This is a genomic window from Bradyrhizobium sp. MOS002 (genome assembly GCF_003020115.1).
Lineage (GTDB): Bacteria > Pseudomonadota > Alphaproteobacteria > Rhizobiales > Xanthobacteraceae > Bradyrhizobium.
The window spans coordinates 710964-730211 of sequence record NZ_PYFX01000004.1; the positions used below are offsets into that span (position 1 = coordinate 710964).

General features: G+C 63.5%; 25 protein-coding genes and 1 tRNA gene. 18 read left to right on the forward strand and 8 right to left on the reverse strand.

What is annotated here, in order from left to right:
* The first annotated feature begins 172 nt into the window (after positions 1-172).
* Positions 173-469: an HU family DNA-binding protein gene (locus tag C7G41_RS16405; RefSeq protein ID WP_007591377.1), complete on the forward strand. Its 297-nt coding sequence runs from the start codon at positions 173-175 to the stop codon at positions 467-469.
* Positions 470-605: 136 nt separating this feature from the next.
* Complete coding sequence (locus C7G41_RS16410; RefSeq protein WP_106943511.1) at positions 606-782, forward strand: DUF2934 domain-containing protein; 177 nt, start codon at positions 606-608, stop codon at positions 780-782.
* A gap of 238 nt (positions 783-1020) precedes the next feature.
* Here the strand turns inward: C7G41_RS16410 and C7G41_RS16415 are convergent, their stop codons facing one another.
* Positions 1021-1248 carry a hypothetical protein gene (locus C7G41_RS16415; protein ID WP_106943512.1) on the reverse strand — a complete coding sequence of 76 codons (228 nt, stop codon included), beginning with the start codon at positions 1246-1248 and terminating at the stop codon, positions 1021-1023.
* A 35-nt stretch (positions 1249-1283) separates the two neighbouring features.
* Between C7G41_RS16415 and C7G41_RS36950 the strand changes: the two genes are divergently transcribed.
* From C7G41_RS36950 to C7G41_RS16425, 3 genes are all read left to right on the forward strand, one after another.
* Positions 1284-1709: a hypothetical protein gene (locus tag C7G41_RS36950; RefSeq protein WP_146159769.1), complete on the forward strand. Its 426-nt coding sequence runs from the start codon at positions 1284-1286 to the stop codon at positions 1707-1709.
* Positions 1710-1951: 242 nt separating this feature from the next.
* Positions 1952-2089 carry a hypothetical protein gene (locus C7G41_RS37830; RefSeq protein ID WP_199198405.1) on the forward strand — a complete coding sequence of 46 codons (138 nt, stop codon included), beginning with the start codon at positions 1952-1954 and terminating at the stop codon, positions 2087-2089.
* Positions 2090-2435: 346 nt separating this feature from the next.
* Positions 2436-2633 (forward strand): hypothetical protein, encoded by a 198-nt coding sequence (locus tag C7G41_RS16425; RefSeq protein ID WP_106943689.1) that lies wholly within the window; start codon positions 2436-2438, stop codon positions 2631-2633.
* On the opposite strand, the gene C7G41_RS38775 is transcribed toward C7G41_RS16425, so the two are convergent.
* Both C7G41_RS38775 and C7G41_RS16435 read right to left on the reverse strand, forming a co-directional pair.
* A complete protein-coding gene (locus C7G41_RS38775; RefSeq protein ID WP_106943514.1) occupies positions 2630-2755 on the reverse strand; it encodes a hypothetical protein in 126 nt (41 codons plus the stop codon). The genes C7G41_RS16425 and C7G41_RS38775 overlap by 4 nt on opposite strands.
* A 77-nt stretch (positions 2756-2832) precedes the next feature.
* Positions 2833-3063, reverse strand: coding sequence for a hypothetical protein (locus C7G41_RS16435; RefSeq protein ID WP_026233438.1), 231 nt, complete (start codon positions 3061-3063; stop codon positions 2833-2835).
* Between the two features lie 281 nt (positions 3064-3344).
* Here C7G41_RS16435 and C7G41_RS16440 point away from each other — a divergent pair, with 281 nt between their 5' ends.
* A complete protein-coding gene (locus tag C7G41_RS16440; RefSeq protein ID WP_106943690.1) occupies positions 3345-3635 on the forward strand; it encodes a hypothetical protein in 291 nt (96 codons plus the stop codon).
* A gap of 68 nt (positions 3636-3703) precedes the next feature.
* Here C7G41_RS16440 and C7G41_RS37835 read toward each other — a convergent pair whose 3' ends face one another.
* Positions 3704-3868 carry a hypothetical protein gene (locus C7G41_RS37835; RefSeq protein WP_007610153.1) on the reverse strand — a complete coding sequence of 55 codons (165 nt, stop codon included), beginning with the start codon at positions 3866-3868 and terminating at the stop codon, positions 3704-3706.
* 294 nt (positions 3869-4162) lie between these two features.
* Between C7G41_RS37835 and C7G41_RS16445 the strand changes: the two genes are divergently transcribed.
* From C7G41_RS16445 to C7G41_RS16465, 5 genes are all read left to right on the forward strand, one after another.
* Positions 4163-4924 (forward strand): NAD-dependent protein deacetylase, encoded by a 762-nt coding sequence (locus tag C7G41_RS16445; protein WP_199198406.1) that lies wholly within the window; start codon positions 4163-4165, stop codon positions 4922-4924.
* 198 nt (positions 4925-5122) lie between these two features.
* Positions 5123-5755, forward strand: a complete 633-nt coding sequence (locus tag C7G41_RS16450) for a cold-shock protein (protein ID WP_018457757.1) — start codon at positions 5123-5125, stop codon at positions 5753-5755.
* A 111-nt stretch (positions 5756-5866) separates the two neighbouring features.
* Entirely contained in the window at positions 5867-6352 is a 486-nt protein-coding gene (locus C7G41_RS16455; protein WP_007591354.1) for a DUF192 domain-containing protein, read from the forward strand.
* A 113-nt stretch (positions 6353-6465) separates the two neighbouring features.
* Positions 6466-6542: transfer RNA gene (locus C7G41_RS16460), tRNA-Pro, on the forward strand.
* A gap of 824 nt (positions 6543-7366) precedes the next feature.
* On the forward strand, positions 7367-7561 hold the full coding sequence (locus C7G41_RS16465) for a hypothetical protein (RefSeq protein ID WP_007591350.1): 195 nt from the start codon (positions 7367-7369) through the stop codon (positions 7559-7561).
* Between the two features lie 13 nt (positions 7562-7574).
* Here the strand turns inward: C7G41_RS16465 and C7G41_RS16470 are convergent, their stop codons facing one another.
* Both C7G41_RS16470 and C7G41_RS16475 read right to left on the reverse strand, forming a co-directional pair.
* Positions 7575-8000, reverse strand: coding sequence for a translational machinery protein (locus tag C7G41_RS16470; protein WP_199198407.1), 426 nt, complete (start codon positions 7998-8000; stop codon positions 7575-7577).
* Positions 8001-8173: 173 nt separating this feature from the next.
* Positions 8174-9343, reverse strand: a complete 1170-nt coding sequence (locus C7G41_RS16475) for an OpgC domain-containing protein (protein ID WP_106943515.1) — start codon at positions 9341-9343, stop codon at positions 8174-8176.
* Positions 9344-9602: 259 nt separating this feature from the next.
* Between C7G41_RS16475 and C7G41_RS16480 the strand changes: the two genes are divergently transcribed.
* From C7G41_RS16480 to C7G41_RS16490, 3 genes are all read left to right on the forward strand, one after another.
* A complete protein-coding gene (locus C7G41_RS16480) occupies positions 9603-9908 on the forward strand; it encodes an ETC complex I subunit (protein ID WP_106943516.1) in 306 nt (101 codons plus the stop codon).
* A 260-nt stretch (positions 9909-10168) separates the two neighbouring features.
* Entirely contained in the window at positions 10169-10654 is a 486-nt protein-coding gene (locus tag C7G41_RS16485; RefSeq protein ID WP_106943517.1) for an Lrp/AsnC family transcriptional regulator, read from the forward strand.
* Between the two features lie 272 nt (positions 10655-10926).
* Positions 10927-11226, forward strand: a complete 300-nt coding sequence (locus C7G41_RS16490) for a DUF3551 domain-containing protein (RefSeq protein ID WP_106943518.1) — start codon at positions 10927-10929, stop codon at positions 11224-11226.
* A gap of 72 nt (positions 11227-11298) precedes the next feature.
* On the opposite strand, the gene C7G41_RS16495 is transcribed toward C7G41_RS16490, so the two are convergent.
* A complete protein-coding gene (locus C7G41_RS16495; RefSeq protein ID WP_106943519.1) occupies positions 11299-12327 on the reverse strand; it encodes an AraC family transcriptional regulator in 1029 nt (342 codons plus the stop codon).
* 112 nt (positions 12328-12439) lie between these two features.
* Here C7G41_RS16495 and C7G41_RS16500 point away from each other — a divergent pair, with 112 nt between their 5' ends.
* From C7G41_RS16500 to C7G41_RS16515, 4 genes are read left to right on the forward strand one after another with little or no spacing between them, the layout of a single operon-like run.
* Entirely contained in the window at positions 12440-13612 is a 1173-nt protein-coding gene (locus tag C7G41_RS16500; protein WP_199198408.1) for an isovaleryl-CoA dehydrogenase, read from the forward strand.
* A 24-nt stretch (positions 13613-13636) separates the two neighbouring features.
* Positions 13637-15241, forward strand: coding sequence for a carboxyl transferase domain-containing protein (locus C7G41_RS16505; RefSeq protein ID WP_106943520.1), 1605 nt, complete (start codon positions 13637-13639; stop codon positions 15239-15241).
* Positions 15242-15245: 4 nt separating this feature from the next.
* Positions 15246-17261 (forward strand): acetyl/propionyl/methylcrotonyl-CoA carboxylase subunit alpha, encoded by a 2016-nt coding sequence (locus C7G41_RS16510; RefSeq protein ID WP_199198409.1) that lies wholly within the window; start codon positions 15246-15248, stop codon positions 17259-17261.
* A gap of 1 nt (position 17262) precedes the next feature.
* On the forward strand, positions 17263-18174 hold the full coding sequence (locus tag C7G41_RS16515; RefSeq protein WP_106943522.1) for a hydroxymethylglutaryl-CoA lyase: 912 nt from the start codon (positions 17263-17265) through the stop codon (positions 18172-18174).
* 119 nt (positions 18175-18293) lie between these two features.
* On the opposite strand, the gene C7G41_RS16520 is transcribed toward C7G41_RS16515, so the two are convergent.
* On the reverse strand, positions 18294-19220 hold the full coding sequence (locus C7G41_RS16520) for a dihydrodipicolinate synthase family protein (RefSeq protein ID WP_106943523.1): 927 nt from the start codon (positions 19218-19220) through the stop codon (positions 18294-18296).
* Between the last annotated feature and the right edge of the window lie 28 nt (positions 19221-19248).

Below are 19248 nucleotides of genomic sequence, written 5' to 3' on the forward strand. Positions count from 1 at the left end.
GCATCTTTCCCACGGCGTCCGGCCGCCCACAGAACCCCCTGCTTGCGTTTTGGGCGTCGATGGGTTCTAAGCCCCGTCACTTCATGAAAGTTGGCATGAATCAGAAGCGCGTTGCGCGGTTTGACCGCGTCCTGAGCAAAGCCTGCTCGCGCGCATAGAAGGAAATTCAGACATGGCGAAGATGACCAAGACTCAGTTGATCGATGCAATTGCCGAGGGCACGCAGCTGTCGAAGAACGACGTGAAGTCGGTCATCGAGTACATGGCGACCGTCGGATACAAGGAGCTCAACGAGTCCGGCGAATTCGTCATTCCCGGCTTCGTGAAGATGTCGGTGGTGAACAAGCCGGCGACCGAAGCCCGCATGGGCGTCAATCCCTTCACCAAGGAGCCGATGCAGTTCGCGGCGAAGCCGGCGAGCAAGTCGGTCAAGGCCTCGCCGCTGAAGGTGGCCAAGGACTCCGTCTAAAGGTTCGCGTTTTCGTTGCGGCGGCTGCTTTTCGCGGAGCGCCGCAATGATTGCTTGCTTGTGCTGAACCAATAAGGAACTGTCTTAAGGAACTCTCGGCCGTCGTCGGGCTTTGCTTCCGAAAGGGAGAAATCAAATGACTGGTCTCAGCGAAGTAGAGATTCGAAACCGCGCCTATCACCTCTGGAAGGAGGCCGGCGAGCCCGCGGGCACGATGGACACCTTCTGGTATGAGGCCGAAAAGGAGCTTCTCGCCGAGCGGACCAAGCAAGGCGAAGTCCCGCCCGGGATGACCGACAATTTGCCGGTCTGACGGCGGACAGGGGCGAGCGGGCCGACAGTCTCCAAAGCAGCCACCCGGCGTAACGCCCGGGTGGCTGTTTTGTTGTTCGGGCCACCGCTTGGAGGAAGGCGCATCCGTGGAGGCGCCTCAAAGAAAAACCCCGGACCTGGGGACCGGGGCTCTTCAAGCTGGTCGGCCGCGTCGCGACATGCCGCCAGCACCACTGAATTCGGCTGACAACGCGAGACGGAAAAATTTGTTCCGGTCGTTACTCCGGCGACACGGACACGTCGATGATCGCCGGCGTATCGATCTGGCGCTCGCGCCAGACCACGAGATCGCATTTGGGATTGAGCCACTGATATTCGGACCCGCGCGCCTTCAGATGCGCAAGCGCTGCATCATGCGCGGCGGTCGGGTCCGGCGCTTCGACCATGATCTCCACGGTCTCCTCGATTTGACGAACGACTTCGACGGCGTAATATTTTCTGGTCACGGTCCCTCGCTCCGGAATGACTAACGGGGAGGGTGATGGCGCGTTCCCCAAAAGAAAAACCCCGCGCTTTCGCACGGGGCCTTCTTGGCTGGCGGCGATGGGATTTTCAGCGCCTGGCCGCCGGCCGCATTCTCGAACTTAAGGTTGAAAACCCAAAAAGCAACTGCGCCGGCGCGCGCAAGGCTCCAGGCGATGTGACCAGGGAATTTCGAGAGGAAGGGCTGGACTTTTTGTTCCTATTTTGTTCTAGTGAAGCATCTCTTTTGGTGGCGACCATTCTGTTGGAGGTGTTCATGACCGTCGAGAAACAACGCGAAGTGATCAGACTCTGGAATCAACTCAGGAAGCTCGAGGGCCCGGCCGCGGAAGAGCTCCGCATCCAGATCCTCGAATGCTTTTCGGAGAGGGACGTTTCGGAGAAGAACTTGTCGGCGAAGAACACGGTGAAGCGAGCGGCGTGATGAGCGTCGCGCGACGTCGATGATAACAGGCAATCACGCCTGCCTTCACCGATCGTTAGGAATCGTTTTGCGCTGATTCCTCGACTCCGATTCGTTCCTTGCGAACGAAATGGAGTCGGATGCAGAACAAGCCGTGCCTTCTGTGTCGATGCGGGACACGCCTGTCCTGACCAAGCCGGCGTGATGCTTCGCACAGTCCCGTCTACGCGTCCTCGCTACGAGATCAGGCGAGGAGACGCGACATGGATGCGTGCTGGTTTCTCGAGATGTTCGTCGAGATCGCAAAAGTGTTTTGGTACGACCGGCACCCGCGCTTGCGCAAAGGCAGGCCGTCGGTGCCGCAGGTGCCGCCGCGATCGAAATCCGAGGACGCGAGTTGAGCGCGCGATCGTCGGCGACTGCGCTCGTTTGCGTACGAACGAATTCTTAAGACTTGCTTCGCGCCGATTTCTGCGATTCCGATTCGTTCTTCGAGAACGAAAGGCAGGTGAAGCTGGAACAAAGCCGGATGGCGGATAGCCACAAGCTTCGGCTTCGAGCCTGAGGCGGCTCGCCGGGTTCTAAAGGCGCTTCGCGAACTCCTAACGGAAGCTTGCCGCGAAGCCGATAACCCTATTCGGTTAGGTTAAAAGCGCAATCGCGTTGCGCTTGCCGCTGCTTGCGATAGGTGTCTGGCGAAGACGCGATCCGACTTTGCCAACAAGCAATTTTGCCAAGAACGAATTCATGACACCTTTTTCAGAACCGTCCTTTTATCAGGGCGACCGCCACACCTACCGGCGCGTCGCCATCGTCGGCACGCTGTTTTGTCTGGCTTTCGTGGTGATCAGCTTTTCGCTGCGGCCGCAGCTCGAGGACACGCATGTCGCGGTCAAGGCCGACAGGCTGATGCGCACGGCGGGCCAGCCACCGCACACGAATTAACGGTCGTCGCCGGAGATCTGATGGTCGGCGCAATTGCCTGGGCACGCGGTGCCGTGTGAGGCGAGCGCGACGAAACCGGCATAGCCGGACAGGTTGAGCAGGACTTCGAGCCAAACGGGCATGTCGGCCTCTTTTCTCCTTGAAGGCTACGCCAACGTGCGCGCGAAGCGCATGTTCCCGGACAAGACGGACCGGCGCCTCAAAGCGGCGTGGTGGGGTCGAGCCGGCGGCCGAGAGCGCCTACGGACTCGCTCGACGGCTGTTCCTTCAGGAACTCGGCAATGGCCCGCGCCAGTTCTCCGTCGCTCATCGGCGTCGGCGGCGGGCGCAGCGTACCGACACCGAAACTGCGAACGATCTCGTCGTAATGCTGATCGCCGGATCTGGGAACCAGCCTGCGGATACGGGCCAGCAACGTGGATATCGGCACTTTATCCTCCTAGGCGCTCCCCGCTGGCAGCAATTGTGGAGCATTGCCAATTTGCCGTCCGTGAAACTGAAAACCCCGCCAGCATTGGTGATGCTGACGGGGTCTTCGTGCTGTTGCCTCGACCGGATGGTGGAGGGTTCCGCACTTGAACAAGCAATTCGCGGAACGCGCGCCCGTTCCATGGATGGCCGGATTTATTCCGAGCCCGGTTCCACAGGCTGAGCGCAACCATCGCACCGCGCCAGCGTTGTCTGTGCGAGATACGAAGGAGGAGATTTATGATGAGGAAGACACTGGCAGTTCTGGCTACCGTTGCGGCCGTCGGCGTGACCGCGGTGGCGGCGCCTGCGCCCGCTGAGGCGCGCGGCCGCGGCATCGGTCCGGGCCTCGCGTTCGGCCTCGCCGCCGGCGCCATCACCGCGGGCGCCGTCGCCGCGTCCCATCCTTATGGTTACGGCTACGGCCCGGGGTATGGCTACTACGGTCGCCCCGCCTATGCTTACGGCCCCGGTCCCTACGCCTATTACGGTGATGGACCGTACTACCGCCGCCATTATTACCGTCACTGGTAACGGCTGAACAAACGAAAAGCCCGGAGCAAACGCTCCGGGCTTTTTTCATGCTCGGTGATCTGGTGTCGTTACGGCCAGAGCGAGGGCCGCTCCACCTTGCGCGCGTTGTCGAGCGTCGAGACGAAATACTCGTCACGCTCGCGTTTGAATTTTTCCTGGGTGGCACGGAAGGCGGCGACACGGGCGGCGATCTCTTCGCGTTCGCGGATTTTACGTTGTTCGTCCTCGGTCATGTCAAATCCCCTCTGCACGTGAGTATGTGTCCTAGTGAACTCAAGCACTGCCGCCGCAATCACGTTGAGTCGCGTCAACACATGCATTGGCGCTTCTGATTGGGGCGTCAATGGGGAGGAGGCATTGCAGGATTGTGATAAGCGAGGGTCGGAAAAAATTGCCGACCACGTCGTGCGGGGCAGTGGATAACAGCGTCAACAATCTTGTCGCTTGCACATGTTGCAGCTAGCGCAAAAGCAAATCAGCAAGACCGATCGGCCAAGCTATTCGGCAAAGCAAAACGGGAGGCCGCGTTGATTGCATCGGATCTTCGCAGCGGCATCGAGCGTCTCGGCGACATGATCGCCGAAGCCAAACGGATCGTGCCGTTCACCGGCGCCGGCATCTCGACCGAATGCGGCATCCCCGACTTCCGCTCGCCGGGCGGAATTTGGACGCGCAACCGCCCGATCCCGTTCGACGAGTTCGTCGCCAGCCAGGAGGCGCGCGACGAATCCTGGCGCCGGCGCCTCGCGATGGAGGAGGTCTTTGCGGCGGCCAAGCCCGGCCGCGGCCATCGCGCGCTCGCCTCGCTCTACCGCGCCGGCAAGGTTCCCGGGATCATCACCCAGAATATCGACAATCTGCACCAGGCCTCCGGCGTCGCGAGCGACCACGTGATCGAACTTCACGGCAACACCACGTATGCGCGCTGCATCGGATGCGGTCAGGCCTACCCGCTCGACTGGGTGAAGCGCCAATTCGACGAGGAGGGCGCCGCGCCCAACTGTACCGTATGCGACGAGCCGGTGAAGACCGCCACGATCTCCTTCGGCCAGATGATGCCCGAGGACGAAATGCAGCGCGCGACCGCGCTGTCGCAAGCCTGCGACCTCTTCATCGCGATCGGTTCCTCGCTGGTGGTATGGCCGGCCGCGGGCTTTCCGATGATGGCGAAGAGATCAGGCGCACGTCTGGTGATCGTCAATCGCGAGCCGACCGAGCAGGACGACATCGCCGACCTCGTGATCCGCCAGGACATCGGCGAGACGCTCGGGCCCTTTGTCGGTAATTGAGGCAGCAATTTGATTCGCGGCTATGCAAGCTGTTCATAGGTTCCGCCGAATCTCTTTTTTGTCTATGCGTCGCAACCGGGAGTGTTATCTTTTGAGTCGAAAGATTCGCGTCGCGTCGAGTTGAGAAGATTCTCTAAAGACGCGTGATTCGGCGCCGCCATTCAGGCGGGTTGCATGGCATGTGTGGGGTCCGGGGTTATGGGGTCGTCGGACGGATTTGAGTCCAAGAAGGTCGGAGTTCCCGCGGTGGGCGAACACGGCGGTGGCGGTCGCGACAGCGCACTCAGTCCGTTCACCGGACTTGGTGAGAGCAGCGCCAACCTCGTCGAGGTTCACGGCGTCATCAAATGGTTCGACGCCTCAAAGGGCTACGGCTTCATCGTTCCCGACAATGGCTGGCCCGACGTGCTCCTGCACGTTACCGTGCTTAGGCGCGACGGCTTCCAGACCGCCTACGAGGGCGCCCGCATCGTCGTCGAGTGCATCCAGCGCGCCAAGGGCTACCAGGCGTTTCGCGTCGTCTCGATGGACGAGTCGACTGCGATCCATCCAGCGCAGATGCTGCCGCCGCGCACCCATGTCACGGTCACGGCGACCAGCGGGCTCGAACGGGCCCAGGTCAAATGGTTCAACCGGCTCCGCGGTTTCGGCTTCCTGACCTGCGGCGAGGGCACTCCCGACATCTTCGTGCACATGGAGACGCTGCGCCGCTTCGGCATGACCGAGTTGCGGCCCGGTCAGTATGTCCTGGTTCGCTTCGGACCCGGCTCCAAGGGTATGATGGCGGCCGAGATCCATCCCGAGACGGGATCGCCGGTCTCGTCCCACTGATCCAATTCCCGCAATCGTGAGCAGAGGCGCGCTGGCTGGCTGGCGCGCCTCTGGCTTTTCCGGCGACCGCCACGTAAGGACTGGTCCAGTCCCACGCCTCGAGAGCCATCCATGAATTTCGATCGAAAGGCCGTCTTCGCCGTTGCGAAGGGCTGGCTTGCCGCCATCCTCGTCATCGCCGGCTGTGCCGTCGCGAGCGCGCCGGTCCGCGCCGCCAGCTTCCAGCCGCTCGAGATCGTCACCAAAAACGGAGTGCAGGTGTTCTCGGTCGAGATCGCGACCACCGAGGAGGAGAAGCAGACCGGCCTGATGTACCGCAAGGAACTGGCCGATGGCAAAGGCATGCTGTTCGACTTCAATCCCGAGCAGGAAGTGTCGATGTGGATGAAGAACACCTACGTCTCGCTCGACATGATCTTCATTCGCGCCGACGGCCGCATCCTACGCATCGCCGAAAATACCGAGCCGATGTCGACAAAGATCATCTCATCCAGGGGGCCAGCGCGAGCTGTTCTGGAAGTGGTGGCTGGCACGGCACAAAAATATGGCATCCGCGCCGGCGATCGCGTCGGCCACCCGCTGTTCGGCAGCAAGTAGGCGGGAAGAGGCTATTGGCCCCCTCCTGGCGGTCTTTTGGGAAGGTTGCTCACGCCTTTGGAAGGCTTGCTGGCGCTTTGGGAAGCGTGTATCGACGGGGCTCGCCGGACATTCGGGGTATAGCGCAGCCTGGTAGCGCGGCAGTTTTGGGTACTGCAGGTCGTTGGTTCGAATCCAGCTGCCCCGACCAGTCCCGAGGTGGGCAAGACCCGCGCCTCAGAACAACAGTCAATCTGCGAGGCGCCAGGCGATCTAGGCGAGCGCAGCTCCAGCCGAGCATGGCGATCCCGGCCAAGCGCGTTCCGTGCTGACGCCCGGAGCTGCCAAAGTCCTCCTAACCCTCGGCGCTCATTCCCTGCGCAACGCGACTTCCGCGCGATTTTTCAAGGCATTGGGCGGGTCGGGCGGAGCGGAAATCGTAAAACTTGGTCGAACCTTTAGGCGTCGCCCCAGACATATAGGTGTTGGGGGATTTCAGCGCCCAATGCCTAACGGACGCCGCCAAGCGATGATATTCCGCTTGCGCGGCGTTACGCTTTTCCAACCATCAGTTCGTCGCGTACCAGCCGAACGGAAACGGCACGAACGGCCAGGCCAGCTGATTGTCGTTGGCGACCTTCCGCGGCTCTTGCGCCGGCGTCTTCGCGGGCAGAGTAGGCGGCGTCGATCGCAGCGCCAAGCGCAGACATGCACATTGCAAATTCATCGTGGTGGCCCCCGCCCATCAATCGTTTTCAAAAATTCGCGTCAGCCCGGAAATAACCGCGCGTCCTCAAAACGACGCGCTCATTCTCAAATCGTACACAGTCTAGGAAAATCGGCGACCGCTTTCAACCGGTCTTGCCACACGCTCACAGGAAGTAAGGTTGATCGGTTAGGTTAAGGGCGAGCGGTTGTTGCGGGCGACTTTGTGACTGTTATCAGATCGGTCCGGCTCGCGATGGTCTGCGTGAAATTCGTGCTCACACGGCATCACAGTTCGTCGCAGCGCTCGTATCCTGTGAGTTCTGCATCATGTCTTTCGATCGCAACGTCCGAACCATCGGTCCGCAGGCGAGCTGGACCGAGATCTGGCACCTCTGGACGGTGTTCGTGCCACGCCGCTCGATCAACGGGCAGCTCGTTTACGGCAAGGTCTGGCGCCGCCACGACGGCCGCGACTGGATCTACAAGAAGTTCACCGAGTACGACAGCGAGGCGGCGGCCTAACAGGCCGCGCCGCTTAACCCGAATGCCTCTCGCCCGCGGCCGATCCCGGCGTCTGCACACGCGGCAGCGGCAATTTGAAGTGACGCTTCGCATAAGCGACGATTTCGTTGTCGGAGGGATGATCGGCCGCCTCCACCGCGACAATCCGCTCGGCAATATCGGGCGCGTGTGCGCGAATGTGGCTGGCAAGCTCCGTCTTCCCACTCGCCGGACCGATGATCAGGATTTCGCCGGCATCGGCGAGGGCTTTGGTCACTTCGGCAAGGAACGCCTTGTCGGGCGCGGCATGACCGCTGCCAATCGCGTTGGCCTTGTGATGAAGATGACGCGTCGCCAGCTGTGGATGCAGCGTGATTTCGTCCGAGCCGCTCAGACCGAGATGGAAGATCCGGGCCTGCGAATGGTCGATCCATACCACGGCGTGAAAATGAGAGGGCATGTGCTTGGGCCTTGTCCGAGGGGGAGGGGCGCCGAAAATCGCTGCGGCGGGGTGCGTCGCGGCGACATTAGGCCGGCCTGCGCCGCCTTGGTTGAGGCAGGTCAATCCGATCCCGGGTAAGCCGAAACAGTCCAGGGGACCAGCCGGAGCCTGGAGGCCCAGGCGCCGCCGGCTCAGCCTGCCTTTGCGGCCGCAGGCTTGGGCGGCGGCGGCTTCAGCGGCTTGTCCTGCCTCTTCGACCAGGAGATGTAATAGGCCACCGTCGTCATGATCGCGATGCCGGCGACGCTGACGAAGATCTGCGCGAACAGCGAGCCCGAGCTCATCGACAGCTCGAAATGACCGACGAAGGACAGGAACACTCCGACGCAAAATACGGCGAGCGACTGCTGGCCGCACACGATGATGGGGTCGAACCCTTTCCATTCCAGGCCCGGCCAGTCCTTCGGCACGAAGCGGATCACCAGGATCACGATCACGACGAAGTGGATGAAGCGGTAGGGCGCGAGGTTGGTCTTGTCATTCGGGTTGAACGCCGAGAACAGCCATTCCGGGAACATGCCGCCGAGGACCGGGAAGCGGCCAGCCATGGTCATGACCAGCGCGAACAGCATGTAAGCCAAGCAGAACCAGAGCGTGACCGGTGCGTTGATCAGCGTCATCGAGCGCCGCGCGCCGCCCAGGGCGCACCAGGCGCCGAACACGAACAGCACCTGCCAGCAATACGGGTTGAAGTACCACTGGCCGGCCGGATAGGCGTTCAGGTTCAAGCCGAAATGGCGCGCGGTCAGCCACAGCACGATGGACAATGCCATCGTCAGGTCCGGCTTGCGCAGCATGAACCAAAGCACCGGCGGAAACAGCCCCATCAGCACGATGTAGAGTGGCAGCACGTCGAGATTGAGCGGCTTGAAGCGCAGGAACAGGCCCTGGCGCAGTGTCTCGGTGGCGTTGTCGACCAGGCCGGCGACGTTGAACTCGTTGATCATCTCGGAATCGCCGAAGCGCAGCGCCAGATAGCTGATCGAGGCGATGTAGATCACGAACAGGATGATGTGGGCGACGTAGAGCTGCCAGACCCGCTTGGTCAGCCTCGTGGCGCCGACGAGGAAGCCGCGCTCGAGCATCATCCGCGCATAGACGAAGGAGGCGGTGTAGCCGGAGATGAAGACGAACAGATCGGCGGCGTCGGAAAAGCCGTAATTGCGGGTGGTGATCCAGTTCACCACGTTGTCGGGGATATGGTCGAGGAAGATCGCCCAGTTCGCAATACCGCGAAACAGGTCGAGCCTGAGGTCACGGCCCTTCTCGGGGAGCGTGGCGTTGATGTTCAGGAAGGACATGCGACGGGAGCTTTCGGAGGGGACGGACAGGTGGGCGTCAACGAAGCACGGCGGCCGGGCGAGATCCCGGCGCGGAAGGCGGGTACGCAATTGTCACGATGCAGCATAATGATTATACCCGTCGGCGAGCCATCCCGGGGGGCCGGAATCACCGATCAGTTCCCAAAAGGTGTCTCTATACTATGCCCGCGGTTTCCACCAACTGCTACCGTGACGCATCGAAATCGAACGAAAAGACGAACAAGAGGCCGGACCATCCATGACCGCACGCATTTTCAAGCCCGCCAAGAACGCGATGCAATCCGGCCGGTCGAAGACCAAGGAATGGCAGCTCGACTACGAGCCCGAGCAGCCGCGCGCGGTCGAGCCGCTGATGGGCTGGACCTCGTCCGGCGACATGAAGCAGCAGATCACCCTGCGTTTCCACAGCAAGGAAGAGGCCGTCGCCTATTGCGAGCGCAAGGGCATCGCCTACCAGGTGATCGAGCCGCAGGAGTCGGTGCGCAGGCCTGTGGCCTATTCCGACAATTTCTCGTTCCGCCGCGGCGAGCCCTGGACGCATTGAGGGCGGGCCACGCGTCGAGACCCTCGTCATGCCTGGGCATGCCGTCTTCGCTGAAGCTTCGCCGGCCCAACACCGAATGCCTGGCGAAGCCTTGGCGGAGCCGGGTCCCGGGCGTCCACGTTTTAGCCTCCGCCTGAAAGTCCGCGGATGGCCGGGGCAAGCTCGGCCAAACACGCGGATGCTTCCCATCGTCCTGCCCTTGGCAGGCATTCCGCCCCGTGCTTCGCTGCCTCGCATGAGACGACCATGACGAGGTGGATATGGCGGGGCGTGACCAGCTCGACGGCGTCGATCTGAAAATACTCTCCGAGTTGCAGCAGGACGGGCGGGTTCGCAACAACGAGCTGGCGTTGCGCGTCGGGGTGTCCGGGCCCAACTGCGTGAGGCGGCTGAAATCGCTGTTCAGCCGCGGCGTGATCCGGGCGGTGCGCGCCGTCATCGACGAACGGCTGCTCGGCTACGAGGTGGTGTCGTTCGTCTCGATCCAACTCGGCAGCCAGGCCCAGCCGGTGCTGGCGGCGTTCGAGAGCTCGATCGCCGCGATCCCGCGCATCCAGCAGTGCTGGCGGATCTCGGGCGACACCGACTATCTTCTCAAATGCGTGGCGCCGAGCGTCGAGAGCATGCGCCAGCAGCTCCTGCATTTCGCCGCGATGCCGAACGTGAAGAACGTCCGCAGCTTCCCGGTGCTGGGCGTGGCGAAGGACGTTCCGCTGCCGTTGCAGGAGATCACGGCGGCAGGATAGCTTGGCGGCGACGGGTCCCCAAACGTGGCTCGCACAACGATATCCAAAAATCCGAAGGCGCGGAGATGATTCCCTTACCGGATACAGGTTCGGATAAGGCGGATAAAAAGTGAAGTAACTCACCTAACTGTGACATGTGATTTGGGAAGCCCTGCAATGCGGCCAGCCGTGATTGCCGGTTCGTGGCGCCGGCCTAGATGCGAGGTGTGAACCTCAGCCTGCGTCGCATGCCGAGGCCTCTTTTGTGGGACCCTGAAGCAGGAAAAGACAACATGACCTTGACCTCGAAGACGTTCGTCGCATCCGCTGCGACGCTGTTTGCATCTGCGTTTCTCATGATGACCGCACCGGCTGCCCAGGCAGAGGACTACTGCATCACCAATGGCGCCCAGGCCGCGCATGGCTGCGGCTATCCGACGATGGAGGCCTGCCGGGCCGCGGCCGGCGGCATCGGCGGCTCGTGCTCGCAGAGCGGCGGCGCCAAGACGTCGACCGACGCGCTGGCCTTCCAGCCGAAGCAGACGCAGTCGCGCACCAAGCTTCGCCCGGGCGGCCAGACCAACTCGAACTGATTGAGCCCGGTTCGAAATGGTGCGGCCTCCGAGTTGGATCTCGGAGGCCGCATCAGCATGACAGCCCGCGCGTCAGCGATACCTGCCGCGAAATTCGCGCGGTGAGGCACCGGCCCAGGTGCGGAAGGCGCGGGAAAAGCTCTTCTCGTTGCGGAAGCCCGCGATCTCCGCGATCCGCTTGATCGGGCTACGACCGCGCATCAGCTCCTGCTTGGCGAGCTCGAATTTTGCCTCTTCCTTGAGATCGCGCAGCGAGGTCGCTTCATCGCGCAGGCGCCGATGCATGGTGCGGGTGGAGAGCGCCAGCTCGCTCGCGACATCCTCGGCTCCGAGACTGCGTCCGCGCGCATTGCGGAGCACGCGGCGAACGCGCTCGACCAGGAGCCGGTCGCGCCGATAGGGCAGCACGGTCAGCCGCAGCGCGCCCTTGAGCATGTTGTCGAGGTCCGCCGCGCTCCGGGTGAGCGGCAACGACAGATAATGCTTGTCAAAGGTGATGGAAGCGCGGTCCGCATCGAAGCGGATGTTTCGGCAAAAGATGGTCGGATAGACCGAGACGTGGCCGGGCTTGGGATACGGAAATTCCGCGGCGCGGAGCGCGATCCTGGAATCTACAGCCCAGCAGGAAAACCCCAGGACATAGCGGAGCAGGGTGACCAGGCAGAATTCGCGCAAGGGTCCGAGGTCGGCCAGTTCGCGGATGGACACGACCGCGGTCTCCTCGCCGACGGCGAGATCGAGCAGCACGTCCTCGGTGAACAGACGATGGTGCCGGCACCAGCGCTTGAGCGCGACCTCCAGCGTCGGGGCGGTGATCGAGGCGCGGCACAGCATGCCGTAGGTGCCGAAGGGCAGCCGCCGCGAGAACCAGCCGAGCGCCTCGTCATCGAGTTCGCGCATGGCATGACCCGCCAGCGCCTCGAACTGGCCGGCCGTGACCCGCCCATCCGGAGAATTGACAAGGTCTGGCGTTACCTGACCCCGGCTCAGCGCCTCGGTTGGATCGCGGCCGTAGCGTTCGTAAGCCGCAACGACGCCGCGGACGAAGGCGGCAGGGGTTACGGCACGGCGCGGGATCGCGGTTGCGACTTGAAAAGGCATTGGACATCCTCTGGGAAAATCCTCGCCAAGTTTGGCGGAAAATGCAACCTTTTCGACCGCAGAAGGGCCCCGATGCCGCTAGGTTCGGTCCCCAAAATACGGAGGAATCGCCTTGAATATCCCGAGCATCGATTTCGATCTGGGCGAAGACATCAGCATGCTGCGCGACACGCTGCGCGCCTTCGTGGAGGCGGAGATCGCCCCGCGTGCCGCCGATATCGAAAAAGCCAATCTGTTCCCGGCAGACCTGTGGAAGCGCCTCGGCGACCTCGGCCTGCTCGGCATGACCGCGCCGGAGCAATATGGCGGCTCCAACATGGGCTATCTCGCCCATATCGTCGCGATGGAGGAGATTTCGCGCGGCTCGGCCGCGGTCGGGCTCTCCTACGGCGCCCACTCCAACCTCTGCGTCAACCAGATCCGCCGCAACGGCAATGATGCGCAGCGCGAGCGCTATCTGCCAAAGCTGATCTCCGGCGAATATGTCGGCGCGCTCGCGATGTCCGAGCCCGGGGCCGGCTCCGACGTCGTCTCGATGAAGCTGCGCGCCGACAAGCGCGGCGACCGCTACGTGCTCAACGGCTCGAAGATGTGGATCACCAATGGCGGCGATGCCGACGTGCTGGTGGTCTATGCCAAGACCGATCCGGAAGCGGGCCCGCGCGGCATGACCGCCTTCCTGGTCGAGAAGGGGGCCAAGGGCTTCACCCACGGTCAGCATCTCGACAAGCTCGGCATGCGCGGCTCCAACACCTATCCGCTGTTCTTCGACGAATGCGAGGTGCCGGAGGAGAACGTGCTTGGCAAGGTCGGCGAGGGCGTCAAGGTGCTGATGTCCGGGCTCGACTATGAGCGCACGGTCCTCTCCGGCGGCCCGCTCGGGATCATGGCGGCCTGCATGGACGCGGTGGTGCCCTACATGCACGAGCGCAAGCAGTTCGGGCAGCCAATCGGCGACTTCCAGCTCATGCAGGGCAAGCTTGCCGACATGTACGCGACCTGGCAGGCCACGCGTGCCTATGTCTATGCGGTGGGGCGTGCCTGCGACCGCGGCGATCACGCGCGCAGCTTGCGCAAGGACGCCGCCGCTGCGATCCTTTATTCCGCCGAGAAGGCGACCTGGATGGCGGGCGAGGCGATCCAGGCGCTGGGCGGGGTCGGCTACACATCCGAGTTTCCGGTCGGACGTCTGTGGCGCGATGCAAAGCTCTACGAGATCGGCGCCGGCACCTCGGAGGTCCGGCGCATGCTGATCGGGCGCGAATTGATGGCCGAGACGGCTTAAAACCTTCACGCAATTGGAATCAACATGCCGCTCCATTCCAGCATCGATACGTCTTCATCGGACTTTGCCCGCAATTCCGAGGCCATGCGCACTCTCGTCGCGGATTTGCGCGAAAAGCTGAGCTTGGTCGCGGGCGGCGGCGGCGAGGTCTCGCGCAACCGCCACACGTCGCGCGGCAAGATGCTGGCGCGCGAGCGCGTCGACCTGCTGGTCGATCCCGGCACCGCGTTCATGGAGCTGTCGCCGCTCGCGGCCTATGGCCTCTATGGCGGCGACGTGCATTCGGCGAGCGTCGTCACCGGGGTCGGGCGCATCTCGGGCCGCGAATGCGTGATCGTCGCCAACGATGCCACCATCAAGGGCGGCACCTATTATCCCATGACAGTGAAGAAGCATCTGCGCGCGCAGGACGTGGCGCGGCAGAACAATCTTCCCTGCGTCTACATGGTCGATTCCGGCGGCGCCTTCCTGCCGCTGCAGGACGAGATCTTTCCGGACGAGCGTCACTTTGGCCGCATCTTCTACAACCAGGCGCAGATGTCGTCGCAAGGCATCCCGCAGATCGCCATCGTGATGGGTTCCTGCACGGCCGGCGGCGCCTATGTCCCCGCGATGTCGGACGAGAGCATCATCGTGCGCAACCAAGGCACCATCTTCCTGGGCGGGCCGCCGCTGGTTAAGGCGGCGACGGGCGAGGTGGTGACTGCCGAGGAGCTCGGCGGCGCCGACGTGCATTCGCGGCAATCCGGCGTGACCGATCATTACGCCCAGAACGACGCGCACGCGATCGGCATCGCCCGCCGCATTGTCGGCACGCTGAAGCCGTCCGTGCGACCGAACCTCAACATGCATCCGCCGCGTGATCCCTTGTTTGCGGCGGAGGAGATCTATGGCGTGGTGCCCGTCGACGGGCGCAAGCCGTTCGACGTGCGCGACATCATTGCGCGCGTCGTCGACGGCTCCGAGTTCGACGAGTTCAAGAAGCTCTACGGCACCACGCTGGTCTGCGGCTTCGCCCACATCTGGGGTTTTCCGGTCGGCATCATCGCCAACAACGGCATCCTATTCAGCGAGAGCTCGCTGAAGGGGGCGCATTTCATCGAGCTGTGCTGCCAGCGCGGCATTCCGCTGGTGTTTTTGCAGAACATCACCGGCTTCATGGTCGGCAAGAAGTACGAAGCCGGCGGCATCGCGCGGGACGGCGCCAAGCTGGTGATGGCGGTCGCGACGGCGTCGGTGCCGAAATTCACCGTGGTGATCGGCGGCTCCTACGGCGCCGGCAATTACGGCATGTGCGGCCGCGCCTACTCGCCGCGCTTCCTGTGGATGTGGCCGAACGCCCGCATCTCGGTGATGGGCGGCGAGCAGGCCTCGATGGTGCTGAGCCAGGTCCGCCGCGACAATATCGAGGCGAAGGGCGATAGCTGGTCGAAAGAAGACGAAGATAAATTCCGCGAGCCGATTCGCGCGCAATATGAAAGCCAGGGGCACCCGTATTACGCGACCGCGCGTCTCTGGGACGATGGCGTGATCGACCCGGCCGACACAAGGCTGGTACTCGGCCTCGGCCTCTCGGCGGCGTCGAATGCGCCGATCGAACCGACGAAATTCGGCCTGTTCAGGATGTGATGCGATGGACCGCTCAAAGCTCTACCGCCGTTTTCGCACCCTGCTGATCGCCAACCGCGGCGAGATTGCCTGCCGCGTGATCCGCACCGTGCGCGCCATGGGCCTGCGCACGGTCGCGGTCTATTCCGAGGCCGACCGCGACGCGATGCATGTCGCGCTGGCCGACGAGGCCGTGCTGCTCGGGCCCGCACGCGCCCGCGACAGTTATCTCAATGCCGAACGGCTGATTGAGGCCGCGCGCAAGACCGGCGCGGAGGCGATCCATCCCGGCTACGGCTTCCTGTCGGAGAATGCCGAATTCGCGCAGGCGTGTTTCGACGCGGGCCTGGTCTTCGTCGGGCCGACCGCCGCGATGATGACGGCGATGGGTTCGAAGTCCGGCTCCAAGGCTTTGATGGAAAAGGCCGGCGTACCGCTGGTGCCCGGCTATCACGGCGAGGCCCAGGACGATGCGACGCTGGCGAAGGCTGCCGAGAAGGTCGGTTTCCCCATTCTGGTGAAGGCGTCCGCCGGCGGCGGCGGCCGTGGCATGCGCATCGTTCGCTCCGCGGATGAACTCGCGCCTGCGATCGTCAGCGCGAAGCGCGAGGCCAAGGCCGCGTTCGGCGACGACCGCATGCTGATCGAAAAATACGTCGATAACCCCCGGCATATCGAGGTGCAGGTGATCGGCGACAGCCACGGCAATCTGCTGTCGCTGTTTGAGCGCGAATGCACCCTGCAGCGCCGCCACCAGAAGGTGATCGAGGAAGCGCCGTCGCCGACGCTCAATGCAGCCCAGCGCGACACGGTCTGTGCCGCCGCGCGCAAGGCGGCCGGAGCCGTCAACTATGTCGGCGCCGGCACCATCGAGTTCGTCTCCGACGGCAAGGACGTGTTTTTCATCGAGATGAACACCCGCCTCCAGGTCGAGCATCCCGTGACCGAGCTCATCACTGGGATCGACCTCGTCGAGTGGCAGCTCCGCGTAGCCTTCGGCGAAGCGCTGCCGCTCAAACAAGATGAGATCAAGCTCAACGGCCATGCTGTCGAGGCGCGCGTCTACGCGGAAAACCCGACCAGGAATTTCATGCCGTCGGTCGGAAAGATCTCGACCTGGCGCCTGCCCTCCGAAACCGGGGGCCTGCGCATCGACTCCGGCTATCGGGAAGGCGATACGGTCTCGCCGTACTACGATGCGATGCTGGCAAAGATGATCGCCTGGGCGCCGACGCGGGATGTCGCGATCGAGCGGCTGAACCGCGGCCTGGAAGAGTCCGACGTCCGCGGCATCGTCACCAACATCCCGTTCCTGTCGGCGCTGATGACGCATCCGAAGGTGAGGGCGAACGCAATCGACACCGGTTTCATCGAACGCGAGCTGGCCGTGCTGACGCAGCCCACGCCGGCGCCGAGCGAGCTCGAGCTCTGCGCCGCGGTGGCCGCTGTGATCAACAGCGAACGGCAGGCTGCGAAGGCGGAAGCGAATTCGCCCTGGCAAACCTTTGGCTGGATGCCGGTCGGTCGCCGCCAGCGCAACTTTGCGTTTCGCGCCGGTCATGGTGTTCATCATGGGCCCGAGCAGAAGATCACGCTGAACTATGGCAGCGGACCATCGACGCTGGTGATCGGCGAACGCGAGCTTGCGTTTGCGGTTGCGACCCGCGACGGCGGCTTCGACCTGACGCTTGACGGCGTGAAAACGTCGGTCGCGGCCGTGATCGACGGCCATGAGCTGTATTTGCGCACGCGCAACGGCCGCTTCGATCTGCATTTGGTCGATCCGTTCGGAGGCGAGACCGAGGAGCAGGCCGGTGCGGACAAGATCGCGGCACCGTTGCCGGGCACGGTCGTCGCCGTGCTGGCGGAGGAGGGTGCCAAGCTGGAGAAGGGCGCGCCGATCCTGACGCTGGAAGTGATGAAGATGGAGCAGACGCTGCGCGCGCCCTATGCTGGCGTGCTGAAGTCCATCAAATGCAAGGTCGGCGACATCGTCCAGGAGGGCGTCGAGCTCGCCGTGGTCGAGCCTTCCGGAGAATGAGATGAGCGATCAGGTCCGCATCATCGAAATGGGGCCGCGCGACGGCCTGCAGAACGAGAAGACGGCGGTCAGCGTCGAGGCCCGCATCGCCTTCATCGAGGCGCTGGTCGCCGCCGGCCTCAATACTGTCGAGGTCGGCGCCTTCGTTTCCCCCAAGGCGATCCCGCAGATGGCGAGCTCGGACGCCGTGCTGCGCGGCGTCAACCATTTGACCGGTGCCGAATTCCACGTGCTGTTGCCGAACGAGAAGGGCTATGACGCCGCGCGCGCGGCCGGCGCAAAGATCGTCTCGGTGTTCGCCGCGGCCTCCGAGGGCTTTTCGCGGGCCAACATCAATTGCACGGTGGCGGAGTCCATCGAACGCTTCAAGCCGGTGCTGGCGCGCGCCAAGGCCGATGGCGTCAAGGTCCGCGGCTATATCTCCTGCGTGCTAGGCTGCCCCTTCGACGGCGAGATCAAGCCGAAAGCCGTCGCAGATCTCGCCAACGCGCTGTGGGAGCTCGGCTGCTACGAAATCTCGCTCGGCGACACCATCGGGGTCGGCACGCCCGATAAGGCCAAGGCGATGCTGCGCGCGGTCGGCGCCAACATTCCTGCCCACAAGCTGGCGATGCATTTCCACGACACCTACGGCCAGGCGCTCGCCAACCTCTATGCGGGGATGGAGGAGGGCGTCCGCGTCATCGACGCCGCCGCCGGCGGCCTCGGCGGCTGTCCCTACGCGCCGGGCGCGACCGGCAATGTCGCGACCGAGGACGTCGTCTACATGCTCGAAGGCATGGGCGTCAGGACCGGCGTCGATATGGACCGGTTGCTGGCGGCGACCAACGAGATCAGCGGCCTGCTCGGCAAACCGCCGGTGAGCCGCGTGGCGTCCGCGCTGAACGCGAAGAGGAAGCGAGCGGCTTCGTAGGGTGGGTTAGCGAAGCGTAACCCACCTCTTCGGTTTCTGCGCTGACAGAAGTGGTGGGTTACGCCCTGCGACTGCGCGTTGCGCAGCCGCAGGTCTAACCCACCCTACGAAACGTGCGGTCAGGCCGCCTTCAGCCCGACATCGGGCAGGCGCGGACGGCTCTTGAGGGCCTTCACCATCATCGCCTCGACCTCGGCCTTCTCCTGCGGCAGCAGCGCGAGGCGGGGCGGGCGCGTCAGCGCGGTGCCGCGGCCCATGATGTGCTCGCACAGCTTGATGCACTGGACGAGGTCCGGGCGCGCGTCGAGATGCAAGAGCGGCATGAACCATTCGTAGAGCGGCATCGCCTCGGGATAGCGTCCCGCCTTGGCGAGCCGGAACAGCGTCTCGCCCTCGCGCGGGAAGGCGTTCGACATGCCGGAGACCCACCCCACGGCGCCCATGGCGATGCTCTCGACGATGACGTCGTCGAGGCCGGCGAACAGCACGAAGCGATCGCCGACCATGTTCCTGGTGTCGATGAAGCGCCTTGTGTCACCGGAGGAATCCTTGAAGCAAACGACGGTCTCGACATCGGTGAGCGAAGCCAGGATGTCGGGGGTGACGTCGTTCTTGTAGATCGGCGGATTGTTGTAGAGCATCACCGGCAGGTCCGTCGCGGTGGCGACGGCGCGGAAATGCGCGGCGGTCTCGTGCGGCTTGGACGAATAGACCAGCGCCGGCATCACCATCACGCCGTCGATGCCGACGCGCGCGGCCTCCTTCGCGGTTTCGACCGCGAAGGCCGTGGTGAATTCGGCGATACCGCACAACACGGGCACGCGGCCGGCCGCGACGGACTTCGCCGTCTCCATGATCGCGACCTTCTCCTTGCGCTCCAGCGAGGTGTTCTCGCCGACCGAGCCGCAGACGATCAGGCCGGAGACGCCATCACGGATCAGCCCGTCCATTACCTTCGCGGTCGCGTCGATGTCGAGCGAGAGATCGTCGTGGAATTGCGTGGTGACGGCCGGGAAGACGCCTTCCCAGGAAACGCGGCGGCTCATGGTTTGACTCCAAGTGGATTTTGCCGGC